Raw genomic sequence first — 17,074 nt, 5'->3', positions numbered from 1 at the left:
GCCTCGCCCGTCGAAGGGTTGCGAGATAACCTTCGTTATCTGGCAAGACCAAGATCGAATGGCCATGGTGAGCAGGGAATCATCCCTCGCCTTGCGCGATCCTGACGCCGACGACTCCGACGACGAGGATTGATGGGATGCCCCCGCGCCGGGTCCCGAACATCTCCGCGCCCAGGGGGTGCCCGTCAAGGACGAGGACGTATGGGCGGTTCCATCAGGGTCGGGTGCGCGCTGAAGGCGGTCGTCCAGGTAAGCAAGATCCGGAACATGTGCGGATTATGACCAGCAGTCGACCAGGACTACGGCGCGAAACCCAAGGTCATAGCCGCAGCGGCCCGAAGATGGACCTTCCACAGGCACAACGCTTGGCGGCGGGGGACGCGCCAGCGATCGTGAGCCCGCCCCTGAGTTACAGATGAGCCGGGTCGGCAACCGGAGTCGTCCCGCTTACGGGGACGGTCAGCGCGCCTCCGTGCGCCTGATCACGGCGTTCGGTACGGCCCGGCCTTCGGATTCGCCCGCTTCCTCCAAAGGGAGCCTGCCAACGGCATCATCCCGGGTCGGCTCAGTGCCGCACGCGTACCGCACACGCACGGCCGGCGGGCAGGCGTAGAAACCGCTGCGAGAAAGGCGTCTCGCAGGCGAAATTTCTCGCCCTCCAACGGCATGCTTGTCAGCGATTGGGAACCGGCGCTTGAGTCGACCCGAGCTATAAGGATATTGCCAGTAAGACATCGCCCGCGCGGCGTGAACAAGTCTCCGAACGTGAAACACGGATACGCGGGTGGATCTACGCGCAATAGCGCAGCAGGCCCTTTCGGTATGGCGGCAGAGCGAGGGTTTCCAGGGTGCCTTATCGGAGGTGTCGAGGGGCTATGCGGAGAGCAAGTTGCCCTCGTCGGTCGCAGGCCATCGCCATCGCAGCCGGCGGGAGGTCTTGCGTGCGGCCGCCAGCACCAGTTTCGCGCTCGCATCCGCCGCCGCCTCGCGGCACACCGTGGGCAGGACCGAGGTGTAGGTGCCGGCCGTGAGCACGATGCTGGAATGGCCCAGCATGCCCTGCACCATCTTCAGGTCGGTGTACGCGGCCGGGGACAGGCTGGCCGCACCGTGCCGTAGATCGTGCAACCGGATCGGTGGCAGGCCGCTGGCCACGACGAGAGCGTGGAACCGGGCCGTCAGGTAGACAGACAAGACGGTCCAGCGGCCGTTCATGACGCGAGCCCGGCCGATGGTCCAAGGCTGGGTGAATTATTCGAACTCAGGAAGCTATCCGGGCCAAGGCCCGGCCCAGCAGACGGCTAGGTATCCGAGGACAGGCACGCTTTCGCAGTCTTGTTCCCCTCGAATCCGGAAGCAGGGATCTTGGCTGACGGTTTTGGAAGAGGTGGTGTGGAAGCGGCCTGAGGTTTCTTACCGTCACTGAGATATCGGATTGGCGATGGCCCACGGATAGCAGATCAACACGGTTAAGTGGGTTCGCGAGTCTGGTCTTCTGTGTCGGGAGGACGGCCGTTGCGAACGCTGAGGTCTGTTGGGCGCGTCTTCGTGGGCGCGTCGCTGACGGTCGCTGCAGGGATAGCGATCAACCAGATCCTGGCCGACGGGACTCTGAGCTGGAGCTGGGGATATCTGGCTCTGGTGTTCACAGTCCTGGGCGCCCTGATCCAGGCGGGAGCAACTCCTGTAGCGTCCGGGGACGGCACTAGGGTACGGCGTGGAAGAGGGTCGCAGCGCGATTATCTGCGGCGGGTGCAGGCATCGGTTGACCAGATGGAGACGATCGGACTCCTTACCCAAGCGGAGTTCGTACTGCAGGCCCGGCAGGTCTACGTCGACGTGATGCTGCAGCCCCGAACCGTGGCCGATGCCGTGACTGACAGTGGTATCGGCCCCACCACTCCAGCGGACGGGGCTGCCGCCACAGCTCGGCGGGCGTCGCTGGAGTCGTTCCTGGTCAAGGGACGCGCACTGGCGGTGCTGGGCGCCGCCGGATCAGGGAAGACCACGCTAGCGCGCTATACCGCATTGGAGTTGACCGAACGACGGTGGCCGTGGCAGAGAGAGTTCTGGCGTCGTCGGCGGATCCCAGTCCTGCTGTACCTGCGTGACCATGCCGAGGCCGTCACGGACGGCCGGCCGCGGGACCTGGCTCAGGTGGCGGTCCGTGCCCGATGGCTGGATGGCGTGATCCCGGCCGAGTGGCTGGAACGGTATTTGTCGCGTGGGCGGTGCGTGGTGCTCCTGGACGGGCTAGATGAGGTTGTTGACGCCGGGGACCGAGGCCGCGTGACACAGTGGGTGGAGGCGCAGATCGGCCGCTATCCCGGCAACTCCTTCGTCATCACCTCTCGTCCGCTGGGATATGACACCAATCGGCTGGCCAGGGCCGATGTCTTGGCGGTGCAGCGGCTCACCAGTGACCAGATCCAGGGGTTCCTGCACGACTGGTATCGGTCCATCGAGCAGCGCGCTCGCCAGGGCGATCCGCACGAGATCGACCGGGTCGCTGTCCAGGCCGCCGACGACCTTTTGCGCCGCATCAGAGGCCTTCCCGCGCTCTACGATCTGGCCGCCAACCCACTGCTCCTCACCATGATCGCCAACGTGCACCGATATCGCGGCAGCCTGCCCAGCAGTCGCGCTGCCCTCTATGAGGAGATGTGCCAGGTCCTGCTCCACCGCCGCCAGGAAGCCAAGAACCTCACTGACGAACTCGCCAGCCTCGACGGTGACAAGAAGGAACGCATCGTCCAGGAACTCGCCTTGCACATGATGCGCCGAAAACTTCGTGACATCTCCATCGAAGACGCCCAGCGCGCGATTCGCCCCGTCCTGGAACGCACCGCTCCCACCCTCACCCCAGCGGCGTTCCTCACTCATGCCCGACGCAGCGGCCTGCTCCTGGAACGCCGGCACAAGCGCTACGGCTTCGTTCACCAAACGCTGCAGGAGTACTTGGCCGCCGCTCTGATTTCCGATCATCGCTCCCGCCGCAAGCTCCTGAGCGACAACGTCAGCGACCCCTGGTGGCGCGAAACCACGTTGCTGTGGGCCGCCCGCGCTGATGCCAGCCGCGTCGTCCAGGCATGCCTAGCCGCCCGCACCGTTCCCGCGCTGCACCTCGCCTACGCTTGCGCAGCCGAGGCCCGCGAACTCGACCCCACCCTGCGCGCCCAGCTCGACCAGTTACTAACCATCACGCCTACCGATCCCGAACAGATCCGACTCCTAGACGGTGTCGCTGCCGCCCGCGCCCTGCAGGACACCCACGTCCTCGACGACGGCACCCGCATCTGCGCCCATCCTGTCACCGCCGATCTATGGAACCGCTACGCCGCCCGTATCTCCACCAGATCTGCCGGCTCGACGACTGGACCCGCCGTCGGCCCATGGACCGCCGACATCACCGACTTTCTTACCTGGCTTCACACCCTGTTCACCGACGGCACCAATTATCGGCTGCCCACTACCGACGAAGCCCGACAGGCCATCAGCAGCGAGCTCTACTCACCGACAATCAGCCTGTGGGCCAAAGACACTGGGACCGATGACTACCCTCGCCTCATATCTCCCGCTGTAGATCTTCACCCCCATCGGCCCACCCCTCAGCAGATCAGCGCTTACCCCGATCTGATTCTCGATCACACTCATCTCTTCCTCCGCCTCTTGTTCCCACGCTCCGCTCTCACCTTCACCCAACTGGTCGCCTACAGCCGCTCTCGAGAGCTGACCCGCCCTCAACGCCAACTTCTCCACAAGCTCGATATCGAGATCGCCCTTGCCCTCGCCCGCGACCCTCCACTTAGCGCGGTCCGCGCCCTCGCCCAGGACTTCTACCGCGCGTCCGGCCTCGACTTCACCCATAACTTCGACCGCACCCGCGCTCGCACCCTCGCCCGTGATCGCACCAGCACTCTCGCCCTCGCCTTTACCCGTGACCGCGCCCTTGCTCTCGACCTGAACCTCGACCTAGACCCTGCCCTTGCCCGTGCCCTTGATCGTGACCTCGATCTCGACCTGGACCGTAGCCTTGATCGTGACCTCGGTCTCGACCTCGCTTTCGCTCGTGCGGCTGCCGCAAGCGATCTGGGATTCCTGGATGTAGGCACTGTTGTAGTCCTCGGCCGGGCATGCCTTCAATTGATTCGCAGCCGCACCACACACGCGGCCGCGACCGGCGCGAGAATGCGTAGGCGTAAGGCAGGAGGAGCATCCCTCACAGAGTTCCTCCGTAACGAATTAGGAGCGGTCTCTACTTGGTCTCCAGCCGATGACCCAGCTGCGGCCTTGAAGGACGCCTTGTCCGTCGCGACGAGGATCGGTGCGGCGGAAACGAGGGCTTTGGTCGAAAACGCGTTGCACCTTGCTAGTCCACTGTGGGATCGAAGTCGCCCAATTCGCCAGAGCGACATGGTCCTCGCGGCCACTTTGGTCCTGGCGGCCCTGACCAAGAGCGCGCAAACAGCGCCGGATTCACGGCTGCCCCGAAGCCTGCGTGGTGTGCTGTCCACGCTGATCGCGCTGACCCCAAACGCCGACCTTACGGACACGACAGTACGAGACAAGCTACTGGTCCTGGTACGAACCTGAAGGCCTCGGCAGGCACCCTCATCCTCACGCGGCGGTTGAGAAGTTCGCGGCGGTACGACTGCACCCACTTCCACGATCGATTTCACACCCGGCTCTCAGCTTGATGTGCAACCCTTCCTGTTCTGGTGCTCGGTGAGCGTTTCGGCGCGTTTGGTGGTCTTGCCCACGTCGTGGTGACGGGCTCGTATCCGGGCGCGCGGCACGCCCGAATTACTTAACCGAAGTCAGGGGAATTTCTTTTCTGCGGCGATCGTCTCGTACGCCCGGGTTGGTTCACCGACGTTGTCGTCGTCTCGAACTCATCGGGCGAACCAGCCACACGGGCCGCCTACTCTGAGAAGAGGACACAGCGAGGCGTGTCAGCGGGAGGCGATCCGCATGCCGAGCCAGAGGGACGAACTGGCCGAACGCCGCTTCGCCAAGCTCGTCGAACAGGTCAGGGTGATGATGTCCGCCCGCCTCAGACCGGAGTACCGCGGCTTCTACGGTCAGCTCGTTCTTGCCCGTGAGGCGGTGGCGGAGTTGGGCGAGCCGGCCGACGTACGGCGGGCGGCACGGGCGGCGGGACACCGGCTCGGCTGGAAGGTCCGCACCTATGTCGCGCACGAGGGGACGCTCGTCGTCATCGACGATCGCGACCCGCCGCAGGAGGTGCGCGAGCTGGCGTCCCGCCGTTCAGCCGAGGCGGTGTCGGCCGTCATCGCCGGCGCCCAAGCCGAGGTCCGCATGCTCCGCACCAGCGCGCCCGGCGATCCCTCCACCGGCCCGGGCGACCCGGGCGACGTGGGCGACCCGGGCGAGGGCCGCTGAACGACCGCCCGTTAAGGCCGGGCCGGGCCAGGCCGAGCCGGGCCGGGCCGGCAGTCGCCACGGGTTCGAGCTTCGGGTGCCCTACGGAGCGCCGAATCGGTCACGCATCGATGCCGGGTATCCGGAGTGTGGTGCGGGTGTTCGGCTACTGCGCACGTCGGCGGGCGGGGTGCAGCGCGGTCGGCCGTCACGCGCCGCAGCCGGTGCCTTCCAGGGGTTCTTCAGCGGGTCGACGTCGGTGGCTGCCTGGTCAGCGCAGCTTCCGGAAGGTTTCCCGGATGTCGCCGGTGAAGGCTTCGGGGTTCTCGTAGTGGACGAAGTGGCCGCCCTTCATGTGGGCGTTGACGTTGATCACGTTGAAGGCGTCGCGGGTGGGGCCGTGCTCGAAGGCGGCGATGCGCTCCTCGACGGTGTTGACGCCGGGCGGGTAGGCGTCGCCGAGGAGGAAGGTGAAGCCGGCCGGTGCCTCGACGGTGGGCCGGCGGTCGTGGGAGGGCACCCACGGGTAGCGCACCGCGTTGCGGTACATGCGGATGGAGGAGCCGATGGCCTGGTTCACCCAGAAGGTGGTGGCCTCGGTGAGGATGAAGTCACGGGGGAAGTTCGCCTCGAAGTCGCCGCGCTTGTCGCTCCACTTCTTCCACCGCCGCAGCAGCCAGGCGAGCATGCCGATGGGCGAGTCGTTCAGGCCGTGGGTGAGGGTGGAGGCGTCGAGCATGTGGACCGCGACGTGGGAGGCGTAGGTGTTGACGAAGTTCTCCAGGCCCGCGCGCAGCTCCGGTGTGGCGTCCTCGGGGATCTTGGCGCCGTCGGTCAGGTCCCAGAAGCGCTCGTTGGCGAACATGCCGGGCGGCAGGTCCTGGCCGTAGTGCAGGCCGATGATGCTGTCGGCGTACTTGTGGCCGAGCGCGCTGGTGACGAGGGCACCGTAGTCGGTGCCCGCCGCGGCGTACTTGTCGTAGCCGAGCACCTCGGTCATGAGCTTGTGCATGATGTCGGCGATCTTCCAGTAGTTCAGGTCGCCCCTGCCGACGGGGGTGGACCAGGCGAACCCGGGCAGGTCGGGGATGATGACGTCGAAGGAGTCGGCCGGGTCGCCGCCGTGGGCGGCGGGGTCCGTCAGCGGGCCGACGAGCGGGAGGCTGAACCCGCTGGACCACGGCCAGCCGGAATGAACGGCGAGCGGGATCGGGTTCGGGCCTTTGCCGCGCACGTGGTAGAAGTGCACGGGCGTGCCGTCGATCTCGACCTTGTACTGGTCGTAGGTGTTCAGCCGCTGCTCCTGCGCCCGCCAGTCGAAGCCGTCCGCCCAGTACTCCACGAGCGGCTTGAGGTAGGCGGTGCTGATCCCGTAGTACGCCTCCTCGTTGTCCAGGTCGTCGAAGAAGCGAGTTCTCCTCAGACGGTCCTCGAGGTCGTCCAGGACCTCCTGGGGGACGGCGATCTTGTACGGCTCCAGCGCGCTGGGCCTGTTGTTGTTGCTGCTCATGGCAAGGCTGCTTTCGCGTAGCGGTGGAAGTGAAGGTGCTGTCCGGCAGGCGGAGCACCTGCCGGCGTTCTGGTCGTGCCGTGGCCGGGTGCGACCGATGTGGGTGGCGTCAGCCGGTGAAGTCCAGGCGGACCCGGGTCTGCTTGAGCTCGGCGATGTACCAGGAGCCGTTCGTCCTGACGAAGCGCGCGTGGTAGTGGCCGAAGCCGTGCATGCCCCTGAAAGGGATGTCCTCCGACACGTCGGCGTCCTCGGGCCGGGTGATGATGTCCTCCATCGCCCATACGCCGTGGGCGGCGGTCGCCGAGTCGACGTCGATCTCGTCGGAGAACAGGTGGTGGACCAGGGTGACGCCGGGGCCGCCGCCGGCGCCTACCGTGGCGGCGATCCCTGCCCGGCCCTCCATGTGCAACCAGACCGACCCGTCCGGCTTGTGCGGGGTGAACGTGCCGTCCGGCGTGAACAGGTTCGCCAGGTCCTGCCAGCGCTGAAGATCCGCGTACCGGACGTAGCGCGCCATCAGACGACGAAGCTCCTCGGTGATGCTCAGACGCTCAATGGCATCCACAATCGATCATCCCATCGTTCGACTTCCGTTCTGGACCAAGTGGTCCACTCATCATCGGCAGCACAGAATGGACTGGCAAGTCCAGAAATCGAGGGCGGCACGGCCCTGCGTCATGCCTGCTCAGCCACCGATGCGGGACGATCACCGCACATCTGCTCATATGAGCAAAATCCGGCTCAAGTGTTGCACGGAGGTTAATACGCGACTTACGGTGCGTTACCTACGTCACATACGGAGGCCCCAATGCGCGCATTCCGGTCGCTCACAATTCCCGCTCTCCTCCTGATCACCGCCCTTTCCGCCTGCTCGGTGTCCACCAACCCGGGCGGCTCCACCGAGGGCCCGCAGCCGGACGGTCCGGTCACCATCGGCTTCAGCCAGGCCACCCAGCAGTCCCCCTTCTACGTCCAGCTCCGCGAAGGGGCCGAGGCAGCCGCCAAGAAGGCCGGCGCCACGCTCTACTTCGCCGACGCGGGCGGCGATGTCACCAAGCAGAACAACGACATCCAGGACCTCCTCACCCGCCAGGTCGACGTCCTGCTCATCAACCCCGTGGACCCGCAGGGCGTACAGCCGGGCATCGCCGCGGCCAAGGCGGCCGGCGTCTCGGTCGTGACCGTGGACCGGCCGGTGCCCGAGGGCGCGGTCGCGCATGTCGGGCGGGACAACAAGGCGATGGGCGCGCTCGTCGGCAAGCGGCTCAGCGAGCAGCTCGGGGCCAAGGGCGGCAAGGTCATCGAGATCCGCGGCGATGCCGGTGGCGCCGTGGCGCGCGACCGCAGCGCCGGGTTCCACGAGGCGGTGGCGGCCAACCCCAAGATCAAGATCGTCGAGGGCCCGTACTCGGACTACGTCCGCTCCAAGGCGGTCACCGCGATGCAGGACCTGCTCCAGGTTCACCCCGACGTGGCCGCCGTCTACGCGCACAACGACGACATGGCGCTCGGCGCGTTGCAGGTGCTCAAGGAGAACGGCAAGGACAAGGTCCTGGTCTCCGGGGTGGACGGGCTCATGGAGGCGGTCAAGCAGATCCCCTCCGGCCAGTACGTCGCCACCGCGCTCAACGACCCCATCTCGCTCGGCTCGAAGGCCGTGGAGACGGTGCTCAAGGTCCAGAAGAAGGAGCAGGTCGAGCCCTCCATCGACGCCGGCACCGCACTGATCGACACGGACAACGCGGCCCAGTACGCCGGGACCGGCGAATTCGCCGAGGCCTCCAAGTAATCCAAGGAGAGAGAAGGATGTCGGAAACCATGCAGGCCGCGGTGCTCCACTCCCCTGGCGACATCAGGGTCGAACAGGTACCCGTGCCCGAACCGGGCCCCGGCGAGGCGCTCGTCCGTGTGGCGGCCTGCGGGGTGTGCGGCTCTGACATTCCACGCATGCTGCGCGCGGGGGCCTACCACTTCCCGATCATCTGCGGCCACGAGTTCTCGGGGCACGTGGTCGCGCTCGGCGACCGCCTGGCCGCCACCGGCCGGGTCCGCGAGGGCGACCTGGTCACCGTGCCTCCGCTCATCCCCTGCCACGCCTGCGCCCCCTGCAGCCAGGGCCACTTCAGCCTGTGCAAGGACTACGGCTACTTCGGCAGCCGCAGGGACGGGGCGTACGCGCAGTACGTCACCGTGCCGGACGAGAACCTGATGGTGCTGCCCCCCGACCTCGACCCGCGCGCCGCGGCCATGCTCGACCCGGCCGCGATCGCGCTGCACGCCCTGTGGCGCACCCGGATGCGCGGCGGCCGGCGGGTGGCCGTGGTGGGCGCCGGCCCGATCGGGCTGTTCGCCGTGCAGTGGGCCAGGATCGCCGGGGCGTCCGAGGTGCTGGTCATCGAGCTGAACGAGCGGAAGGCCGCCATGGCCGCCGAGGCCGGCGCCACGCATACCGCGACCAGCGCGGAGGAGGCGGCCGAGCGGGCCGGCGACGGGTACGACGTGGTCATCGAGTCCGCGGGCGTGCCCGCCACGGTCGACCAGGCCGTGGCCCTGGCGGCCCGGCACGGCGAGGCGGTGTTCATCGGCATCCCGCACGACCCGGTGGTGCTGCCGAAGGCCACCTTCAGCTCCTTCCTCCGCCGCGAGGTCACCTTGCACGGCGCCTGGAACTCCTTCTCGGCGCCGTTCCCCGGGGAGGAGTGGCGGGTCGCCGCCAGGGCGCTGGCCTCGGGCGACCTCGCGTGGAAGTTCATGATCACGCATGAGCTGGGGCTGGACGCGCTGCCCGAGACGATGGTCAGCCTCGGTGACCGGTCGATCTTCAGCTCCAAGGTCCTCTTCCTGCCGAACGAGGAGTGACGATGACGGCTTTCCTCGCTCTCGATCTGGGGACCGAAGGCGCGCGGGCCGCGGTCTACAGCGTCGAGGGTTCGCCGATGGGGGCGGGCGACGCCTCGTACCCGACGAGTTTTCCGCGGCCCGGATGGGCCGAGCAGGACCCGGACGACTGGTGGCGGGCGAGCGTGCACGCCGCCCGCCAGGCGCTCGCCGAGGCGGGTCACCCGCCCATCGCCGGCGTCGCGGTGGCGACCACGGCCTCGACGGTGGCCGTCCTGGACCGGCAGGGTCGCCCCCTGCGGCCGGCTCTGCTGTGGATGGACGGCCGGGCGGGCGAGGAGTCGGCGCTGACCGCCGCGACCGGCCATCCGGTCCTGCGCTACTCCGGCGGCTGCGACGCGGTGGAGTGGCTGGTGCCCAAGGCCATGTGGCTGGCCCGCCACGAGCCCGGCACCTACCGCGCCGCCGCGCGCATCGCCGAGGCGGTGGACTACATGGTGTGGCGGCTGACCGGGCGGTGGGTGGCTTCGCGGATGAACGCCGTCTGCAAGAGCAACTACGACCCGCGCGGCGCGGGCTCCCCGCACGACCTGTACGCCTCGCTCGGCATCGGCGACCTGGCCGGCAAGCTGCCGGACGAGGTCGTGCCCGTCGGTGACCCGGTCGGGCCGCTCGGCGCGCCGGCCCGCGAGGAGCTCGGCGTCACCGGTCCCGCCGTCGTCGTGTCGGGCGGCATCGACGCGCACCTGTCGCTGCTGGCCATCGGCGGCGCCCCGGCCGGGCGGGTGTCGATCGTGTGCGGCACGTCCAACGCGTTCGTCACGGAGATCGACGAACCGGTCTTCCCGCCCACCGTCTGGGGGCCGTACCCGGACGCGCTGCACACGGGCCGCTGGCTCGTGGAGGGCGGCCAGGTGAGCGCGGGATCCGTGCTGGCCTGGGCGGGCGAACGGCTCATCGGGCGGCCGCGGGCCGAGCTCGGCGGGCTCATCAAGGCCGCGGCGGCGCTGCCGCCGGTCGAGCACGGGCTGATCGTCCTGGACTACTTCATGGGCAACCGCACGCCGCTGCGCGATCCCCGGCTCCGGGGCGCGGTGCTCGGGCTGACCCTGGCCAGCTCTCCCGAGCAGGTCTACCGGGCGGCCGTGGAAGGCGTCGCGTACGGCACCCGCCAGGTCATCGACTCCTTCACCGACGGGGGGATCGCCGTGGACGAGGTCTACCTGTCCGGCGGCATCCGGCACAACGAGCTGTGGCTCCAGACGACCGCCGACGTGCTCGGCCGGCCGGTCCACCTCGTCACCGGCGACAACCTGACGCTGCGCGCCTGCTCGGTGCTGGCCGCGGCCGGCACCGGCCGGCACGCCTCGCTGGCGGAGGCGGCGGCACAGTACGCGCCGCGCGTCCGCACGGTGGAGCCCGTCGCCGGACACGTGGCGGCCTACCGCGGCGGCTACGCCGACTACCGCGCGGCGACCGCCGCCACGACGGAGATCTCCCACCGGCTGAGCGAACCGGGAAGGGGGGCCGGCTCATGAGCGACGACGACCAGCTCTACCAGGTGGCCGTCCGCTACTACGAGAGCGGCGAGACCCAGGAGCAGATCGCCCACGCGATGCACCTCACCCGCTGGAAGGTGGGACGGATGCTGGCCGAGGCGCGCGAGGTCGGCATCGTGCGGATCGAGGTGCTGCATCCGCGCTCCCGGGTGGGCGCCCTGGAGCGGGCGCTGCGGGAGCGGTTCGGGCTGCGGGAGGCCATCGTGGTGGCGGGCGGCGGCAGCGACGACGACGAGCAGGTCCGTGACCGGGTGGCCGCGGCGGGCGCCGACCACCTGGCGGCGATGCGGCCCGTACCCCGGCTGATCGGTGTCTCCTGGGGACGGACGCTCGACCGGCTGGCCGGCGGGCTCACCCCCGGCTGGGCGACGGGCGTCAACATCGTGCAGATCAACGGCGCGCTCAGCCGGTCGCGGCGGCCCACCAGCGCCCAGAGCATGGCGAGCCTGATCGCTCACCACGGTGGCGGCACCGCGACGCTGCTGGCCGCGCCGGCGATCCTGGAGCAGCAGAGCACCCGGGAGGTGCTGGAGAGCGACCGATCCGTCTCGGACGTGCTCGCGCTGGCCGCCCGGGCGGACCTGTTCCTGTTCAGTCCGGGCGGCATGGGCAGCGACTCGGTGCTGGTGGACTCGGGTCAGGTCGACGCGGACGACCTGGCCAGGCTCGCCCGCGCCGGTGCGGTCGGCGACGTGCTGGGCCGTTTCATCGACGCCCGCGGCCGGATCGTCGATCCCGCCCTGGACGGGCGCACGCTCGGCCTGTCCCTGGACGTCCTGCGCTCGGCCGCCGCCTCGGTCGCGCTGGTCAGCGGCAGGGCGAAGCGGGCGGTGTGCCGGGCCGTCGTCACCAGCGGCCTGTGCGACGTGCTGGTGACCGACGACCAGAACGCGACCCATCTGCTGGAGGAGTCATGACAGAGCGGCTGCGCATGACCGGGATCGTCAAGCGTTTCCCCGGCACCGTCGCGCTGGACGGCGTGGAGCTGAGCGTCCGCCCCGGCGAGGTCCACTGCCTGCTGGGCGAGAACGGGGCCGGCAAGAGCACCCTCATGAAGATCCTGGCCGGCTCCTACCGGCCCGACGAGGGCACGATCCTGCTGGACGGGCAGCCCTTCAGCCCCGCCACCCCGCACGCGGGCCTGGCGGCCGGCATCGCGGTCATCTACCAGGAGCTGGACCTGCTGCCCGACCTCACCGTCGCGCAGAACCTGCTGCTGGGCCGCTCCCCGCGGCTGGGCCCGTTCGTACGCCGGGCACGGCGCGCGCGGCTGGCCCGCGAGGCGCTGGACCGGGTCGGCGCCTCCTTCCCGGTCACCACGCCGGTCAGGGCGCTGCCGATCGCCGCCCAGCAGCTCACCGCCATCGCCAAGGCGCTGACCGCCGACGCGCGGGTCATCGTCATGGACGAGCCGTCGGCCACGCTCGGCGAGAGCGAGCTGCTCGCGGTGTTCGAGGTCATCCGGTCCCTCACCGCGGAAGGACGCTCGGTGATCTTCATCTCGCACCGCATGGACGAGGTGACGGAGATCGGCGACCGCGCCACGGTGCTGCGCGACGGCCGCACGGCCGGGGTCTACGACCTGGCCTCCACCGGGCCGGACGAGCTCGTGGCCGCGATGATCGGTGAAGCGGGCGAGCTCGTGGGCGCCACGGACCGGCCCCTGCCCGAGGGCGAGCCGCTGCTGCGCGTCGAGCGGGCCCACGTGCCGGGACTCCTCGACGTACGCGGCGTCGAGGTGCGGCCCGGCGAGGTCGTCGGGCTCGCCGGGCTCGGCGGCGCGGGCCGGTCCACGCTGCTGCGCGCCCTGTTCGGCGATCTGAAGGCGCAGGTCACGGCCCATCTGGACGGCCGCCCGCTCAACGTCGCCAGCCCGGCCGCCGCCGTGCGCGCGGGCCTGGCGCTGGTGCCGGAGAGCAGGAAGGAGCAGGGCCTGATGCTCGGGCTGTCCGTCAGCCGCAACGCCGCGATCGGCGCGCTCGGCCGCCCGCCATGGCTGCTGCCGGGCCGGCTCGGGCGGCGTCTGACCCGTCCCGCGCTCACCGACCTCGGCGTCAAGGCGGCCGGGCCCGGCCAGCTCGTCGGCCAGCTCTCCGGCGGCAACCAGCAGAAGATCGTGCTGGCCAAGTGGATCACCCGGGGCGGGATCCGGGTGCTGCTGCTGGACGAGCCCACGCGCGGCCTGGACGTCGGCGCCAAGGCCGACCTCTACCGCCAGGTGCGCCACCTGGCCGACCAGGGCGTCGCGGTCCTGCTCGCCAGCAGCGAGCTCAACGAGCTGACCGCCAACGCCGACCGTATCCAGGTCCTGTACGAGGGCCGCAACGTCGCCGCCTTCGACCCCCGCGTCAGCCCGGAAAGCGTCATCGCGCACACCGTCATCACAGGAGCCACACCATGACCGCATCCCTCGGGTCCACGGTGACCTCGACCGCCGGGCCGGAACGCGGCGGCCGATCGCGCCGCGGCGCCGACCTGATCGTCAAGTCCAATCTGCTGCTGGTCTTCCTCGCCTTGTGCGTGGTGGCGTCGCTGCTGGCGCCGCAGTTCCTGACCGGCCGCAACATCGCCAACCTGCTGCAGCAGTCGTCGCTGACCGGGATCGTGGCCATCGGGATGACCATGGTGGTGCTGACGGCGGGCATCGACCTGTCGGTCGGGAGCGTCGCCGCGTTCGGCGGGATGACCATCGCCCTGCTCATGGCCGCGGGCGTGCCGGTGCTGCCGGCGATCCTGCTCAGCGTGGCGGTCGGCGCGGTGTTCGGGGCGACGATGGGCGGGCTGTCGGCCTACCTGTCGCTGCCGTCGTTCATGACCACGCTGGCCGGGCTCACGGCCATCCGCGGCCTCACCTACCTGCTGACGGACGGCAAGCCGGCGCAGGCCGGGGGCTCGGAGGCGTTCCAGCTCCTCGGGGGCGGGTTCATCGGTTACGTGCCGATCGTCGGGATCATCTTCGTGGTGGTCACCCTCCTCGCCGCCGCGGTGCTGCGCGGCACCACGTTCGGCGAGTACGTCTACGCCGTCGGCAGCAACAAGGAGGCCGCCCGGCTGTCCGGCCTGCCCGTGCGGGGCGTGATCACCGCGGTGTTCGCCGTGTCCGGCGCGCTGGCGGCGCTGGCCGGGGTGCTGCTGACCTCCCGCCTGACCGTGGGCCAGCCGACCGCCTTCAGCGGGCTGGAACTGGACGCGATCGCGGCCGTGGTGCTCGGCGGCACCAACCTGTTCGGCGGCCGGGGCGGCGTGTTCGGCACGTTCGTGGCGGTGCTGCTGCTGTCGGTGCTGCGCAACCTCTGCAACCTGCTCGGCCTGGGCTCCTTCTTCCAGATGGTGGTGACCGGCCTCATCCTGCTGGTCGCCCTGGTCCTCAACATGCTCATCGAAAGGCGGGGGGCTCGTGCCTGACTCCGTTCCCGGCTCGTTGCGGGCCTACCTGCACGGGCTGCCCGGCGTGGACGAGGTCGGCGTCCGGCGGCGGGCCGCCGACCTGGCCACCCGGTCGATCAAGACCACGGCCAAGCGGTACGCGATCGACCTGGCCATCAGGATGGTCGACCTGACCACCCTCGAAGGGGCGGACACCCCGGGCAAGGTACGCGCGCTGGCCGCCAAGGCCGTGCGGCCCGACCCGGCCGACGCCACCGCTCCCCCGGTCGCCGCGCTCTGCGTGTACCCCGACCTGGTCGCGGTGGCCGCCGAGGCCCTGCGGGGCAGCGGCGTCGGTCTCGCCTCGGTCGCCACGGGCTTCCCCGCCGGGCGCACGTCGCCGGAGGTGAAGCTGGCCGACACGGCCGCGGCGGTGGCCGCCGGAGCCACCGAGGTCGACATGGTCATCGACCGCGGAGCGTTCCTGGCGGGCGACTACCGCAAGGTCTTCGACGAGATCGCGGCCGTCAAAGAGCGGTGCGGCCCGGCCCACCTGAAGGTCATCCTGGAGACCGGCGAGCTGGTCACCTACGACAACGTGCGCCGGGCGTCCTGGCTGGCGCTGCACGCCGGGGCCGACTTCATCAAGACCTCCACCGGCAAGGTCGCGCCCGCCGCCACCCTGCCGGTCACGCTGATCATGCTGGAGGCCGTCAGGGACTACCGGGCCGCCACCGGGCGGCAGGCCGGGGTCAAACCGGCCGGCGGCATCCGTACCACCAAGGACGCCCTCCGCTACCTGGTGCTGGTCAAGGAGATCGCCGGAGGCGACTGGCTGGACCCCGCGTGGTTCCGGCTCGGCGCCTCGACGCTGCTGAACGACCTGCTCATGCAGCGCACCAAACTCGCCACCGGCCACTACGGCGGGCCCGACTACTACACCATCGACTAGGGAGAGGCGTGGAGACCTTCGAGTACGCGCCGGCGCCGGAATCACGATCCGTCGTGGCCATCCGGCCGTCGTACGACCTGTTCATCGACGGCGACTTCGTGGCGGCCAAGAGCGGCGAGCGCATCGTCACCGTCAACCCGGCCGACGAGGAGCCGCTGGCCGAGGTGGCCGCCGCCGGCGACGCCGACGTGGAGCGCGCCTTCGCCGCGGCGCGGCGGGCCTTCGAGCGGGTGTGGTCGCCCCTGCCGGGCGCCGAGCGCGGCAAGTACCTGTTCAGGATCGCGCGCATCATCCAGGAACGCGCCCGCGAGCTGGCGGTGCTGGAGTCGCTGGACAACGGCAAGCCGATCAAGGAGACCAGGGACGTCGACCTGCCGCTGGTCGCCGCCCACTTCTTCTACTACGCCGGCTGGGCCGACAAGCTGGCGCACGCGGGGCTCGGCACCCGGCCCCTGGGCGTGGCCGCGCAGGTCATCCCGTGGAACTTCCCGCTGCTGATGCTCGCGTGGAAGGTCGCGCCGGCGCTGGCCACCGGGAACACCGTCGTGCTCAAACCCGCCGAGACCACCCCGCTGACCGCCCTCGCCTTCGCCGAGATCTGCCAGGAGGCCGAGCTGCCGCCGGGCGTGGTGAACATCGTCACCGGGGCCGGCGACACCGGCCGGGCCGTGGTCGCCCACCCCGGTGCCGACAAGGTGGCCTTCACCGGCTCCACCGAGGTCGGCAAGGAGATCGCCCGCGCCGTCGCCGGCACGGGCAAGCGGCTCACCCTGGAGCTGGGCGGCAAGGGCGCCAACATCGTCTACGACGACGCGGCGATCGACCAGGCCGTCGAGGGCGTCGTCAGCGGGATCTTCTTCAACCAGGGCCACGTGTGCTGCGCGGGCTCGCGGCTGCTGGTCCAGGAGTCGATCGCGGACGAGCTGCTGGCCCGGCTGCGCGCCCGCATCGAACGGCTGCGCCTGGGCGACCCGCTGGACAAGAACACCGACATCGGCGCCATCAACTCCGCGGCACAGCTCGCCAGGATCCGCGAGCTGGCCGCCGCCGGGGAGGCGGAGGGCGCCACGGGCTGGTCACCGCCGTGCCCGCTGCCGGAGCGCGGCTACTGGTTCCCGCCCACCGTGTTCACCGGCGTCACGCAGGCGCACCGGATCGCCCGCGAGGAGATCTTCGGTCCCGTGCTGTCGGTGCTCACCTTCCGCACCCCGGAGGAGGCCGTGGCCAAGGCCAACAACACGCCGTACGGGCTGTCCGCGGGGGTGTGGACGGAGAAGGGCTCCCTGATGCTCTGGACCGCGAGCCGGCTGCGCGCCGGCGTGGTGTGGTCCAACACCTTCAACGTGTTCGATCCCGCCAGCCCGTTCGGCGGCTACAAGGAGTCCGGGTACGGCCGCGAGGGCGGGCTGCTCGGGTTGGAGGCGTATCTCGATGTCTGAGCGGATCACGGTGACGCTGGAGGCG

At 69.8% G+C, this 17,074-nt stretch carries 13 protein-coding genes; 10 read left to right on the top strand and 3 right to left on the bottom strand.

Annotated elements, in window-relative coordinates; genetic code table 11:
• Positions 1 to 873: 873 nt before the first annotated feature.
• On the bottom strand, positions 874 to 1,215 hold the full coding sequence (locus tag ACBJ59_RS54865; RefSeq protein ID WP_375117946.1) for a tyrosine-type recombinase/integrase: 342 nt from the start codon (positions 1,213 to 1,215) through the stop codon (positions 874 to 876).
• 333 nt (positions 1,216 to 1,548) lie between these two features.
• On the opposite strand from ACBJ59_RS54865, the gene ACBJ59_RS54860 reads away from it, so the two are divergent.
• On the top strand, positions 1,549 to 4,593 hold the full coding sequence (locus ACBJ59_RS54860; RefSeq protein WP_375117945.1) for an NACHT domain-containing protein: 3,045 nt from the start codon (positions 1,549 to 1,551) through the stop codon (positions 4,591 to 4,593).
• Between the two features lie 378 nt (positions 4,594 to 4,971).
• Positions 4,972 to 5,403 carry a hypothetical protein gene (locus ACBJ59_RS54855; protein WP_375117944.1) on the top strand — a complete coding sequence of 144 codons (432 nt, stop codon included), beginning with the start codon at positions 4,972 to 4,974 and terminating at the stop codon, positions 5,401 to 5,403.
• Positions 5,404 to 5,653: 250 nt separating this feature from the next.
• Here the strand turns inward: ACBJ59_RS54855 and ACBJ59_RS54850 are convergent, their stop codons facing one another.
• Together ACBJ59_RS54850 and ACBJ59_RS54845 are read right to left on the bottom strand one after the other, a co-directional pair.
• Positions 5,654 to 6,892, bottom strand: coding sequence for an epoxide hydrolase family protein (locus ACBJ59_RS54850; protein ID WP_375117943.1), 1,239 nt, complete (start codon positions 6,890 to 6,892; stop codon positions 5,654 to 5,656).
• A gap of 109 nt (positions 6,893 to 7,001) precedes the next feature.
• The gene (locus tag ACBJ59_RS54845; protein WP_375117942.1) at positions 7,002 to 7,460 is read right to left on the bottom strand and encodes a nuclear transport factor 2 family protein; all 459 of its coding nucleotides are present in this window, start codon (positions 7,458 to 7,460) and stop codon (positions 7,002 to 7,004) included.
• Between the two features lie 243 nt (positions 7,461 to 7,703).
• On the opposite strand from ACBJ59_RS54845, the gene ACBJ59_RS54840 reads away from it, so the two are divergent.
• The 8 genes from ACBJ59_RS54840 to ACBJ59_RS54805 are packed head-to-tail and all read left to right on the top strand — an operon-like array spanning position 7,704 to position 17,049.
• On the top strand, positions 7,704 to 8,684 hold the full coding sequence (locus ACBJ59_RS54840; RefSeq protein WP_375117941.1) for a substrate-binding domain-containing protein: 981 nt from the start codon (positions 7,704 to 7,706) through the stop codon (positions 8,682 to 8,684).
• Positions 8,685 to 8,701: 17 nt separating this feature from the next.
• Positions 8,702 to 9,754: a galactitol-1-phosphate 5-dehydrogenase gene (locus ACBJ59_RS54835; protein ID WP_375117940.1), complete on the top strand. Its 1,053-nt coding sequence runs from the start codon at positions 8,702 to 8,704 to the stop codon at positions 9,752 to 9,754.
• A gap of 2 nt (positions 9,755 to 9,756) precedes the next feature.
• Complete coding sequence (locus tag ACBJ59_RS54830; RefSeq protein ID WP_375117939.1) at positions 9,757 to 11,271, top strand: ribulokinase; 1,515 nt, start codon at positions 9,757 to 9,759, stop codon at positions 11,269 to 11,271.
• Positions 11,268 to 12,209 (top strand): sugar-binding domain-containing protein, encoded by a 942-nt coding sequence (locus ACBJ59_RS54825; protein ID WP_364133765.1) that lies wholly within the window; start codon positions 11,268 to 11,270, stop codon positions 12,207 to 12,209. The genes ACBJ59_RS54830 and ACBJ59_RS54825 overlap by 4 nt, the downstream gene beginning before the upstream one ends.
• Positions 12,206 to 13,693 carry a sugar ABC transporter ATP-binding protein gene (locus tag ACBJ59_RS54820; RefSeq protein WP_375117938.1) on the top strand — a complete coding sequence of 496 codons (1,488 nt, stop codon included), beginning with the start codon at positions 12,206 to 12,208 and terminating at the stop codon, positions 13,691 to 13,693. The genes ACBJ59_RS54825 and ACBJ59_RS54820 overlap by 4 nt, the downstream gene beginning before the upstream one ends.
• Entirely contained in the window at positions 13,690 to 14,697 is a 1,008-nt protein-coding gene (locus ACBJ59_RS54815) for an ABC transporter permease (RefSeq protein ID WP_375117937.1), read from the top strand. The genes ACBJ59_RS54820 and ACBJ59_RS54815 overlap by 4 nt, the downstream gene beginning before the upstream one ends.
• Positions 14,690 to 15,610 carry a deoxyribose-phosphate aldolase gene (deoC, locus tag ACBJ59_RS54810; RefSeq protein ID WP_375117936.1) on the top strand — a complete coding sequence of 307 codons (921 nt, stop codon included), beginning with the start codon at positions 14,690 to 14,692 and terminating at the stop codon, positions 15,608 to 15,610. Before ACBJ59_RS54815 ends, deoC begins: the two co-directional genes overlap by 8 nt.
• An 8-nt stretch (positions 15,611 to 15,618) precedes the next feature.
• Complete coding sequence (locus tag ACBJ59_RS54805) at positions 15,619 to 17,049, top strand: aldehyde dehydrogenase family protein (protein WP_375117935.1); 1,431 nt, start codon at positions 15,619 to 15,621, stop codon at positions 17,047 to 17,049.
• Positions 17,050 to 17,074 lie beyond the last annotated feature (25 nt).

This window comes from Nonomuraea sp. MTCD27, from assembly GCF_041950495.1.
In the GTDB taxonomy this organism is placed as follows: Bacteria; Actinomycetota; Actinomycetes; order Streptosporangiales; family Streptosporangiaceae; genus Nonomuraea.
This window is presented reverse-complemented; position numbering and strand designations above follow the sequence as displayed.

Bases quoted from the DNA above. Each gene is read 5' to 3' on its own strand.
- ACBJ59_RS54835 (WP_375117940.1), top strand. From the start codon at position 8,702: ATGTCGGAAACCATGCAGGCCGCGGTGCTCCACTCCCCTGGCGACATC.
- ACBJ59_RS54830 (WP_375117939.1), top strand. From the start codon at position 9,757: ATGACGGCTTTCCTCGCTCTCGATCTGGGGACCGAAGGCGCGCGGGCC.
- ACBJ59_RS54850 (WP_375117943.1), bottom strand. From the start codon at position 6,892: ATGAGCAGCAACAACAACAGGCCCAGCGCGCTGGAGCCGTACAAGATC.
- ACBJ59_RS54865 (WP_375117946.1), bottom strand. From the start codon at position 1,215: ATGAACGGCCGCTGGACCGTCTTGTCTGTCTACCTGACGGCCCGGTTC.
- ACBJ59_RS54825 (WP_364133765.1), top strand. From the start codon at position 11,268: ATGAGCGACGACGACCAGCTCTACCAGGTGGCCGTCCGCTACTACGAG.
- ACBJ59_RS54820 (WP_375117938.1), top strand. From the start codon at position 12,206: ATGACAGAGCGGCTGCGCATGACCGGGATCGTCAAGCGTTTCCCCGGC.
- ACBJ59_RS54855 (WP_375117944.1), top strand. From the start codon at position 4,972: ATGCCGAGCCAGAGGGACGAACTGGCCGAACGCCGCTTCGCCAAGCTC.
- ACBJ59_RS54815 (WP_375117937.1), top strand. From the start codon at position 13,690: ATGACCGCATCCCTCGGGTCCACGGTGACCTCGACCGCCGGGCCGGAA.
- ACBJ59_RS54840 (WP_375117941.1), top strand. From the start codon at position 7,704: ATGCGCGCATTCCGGTCGCTCACAATTCCCGCTCTCCTCCTGATCACC.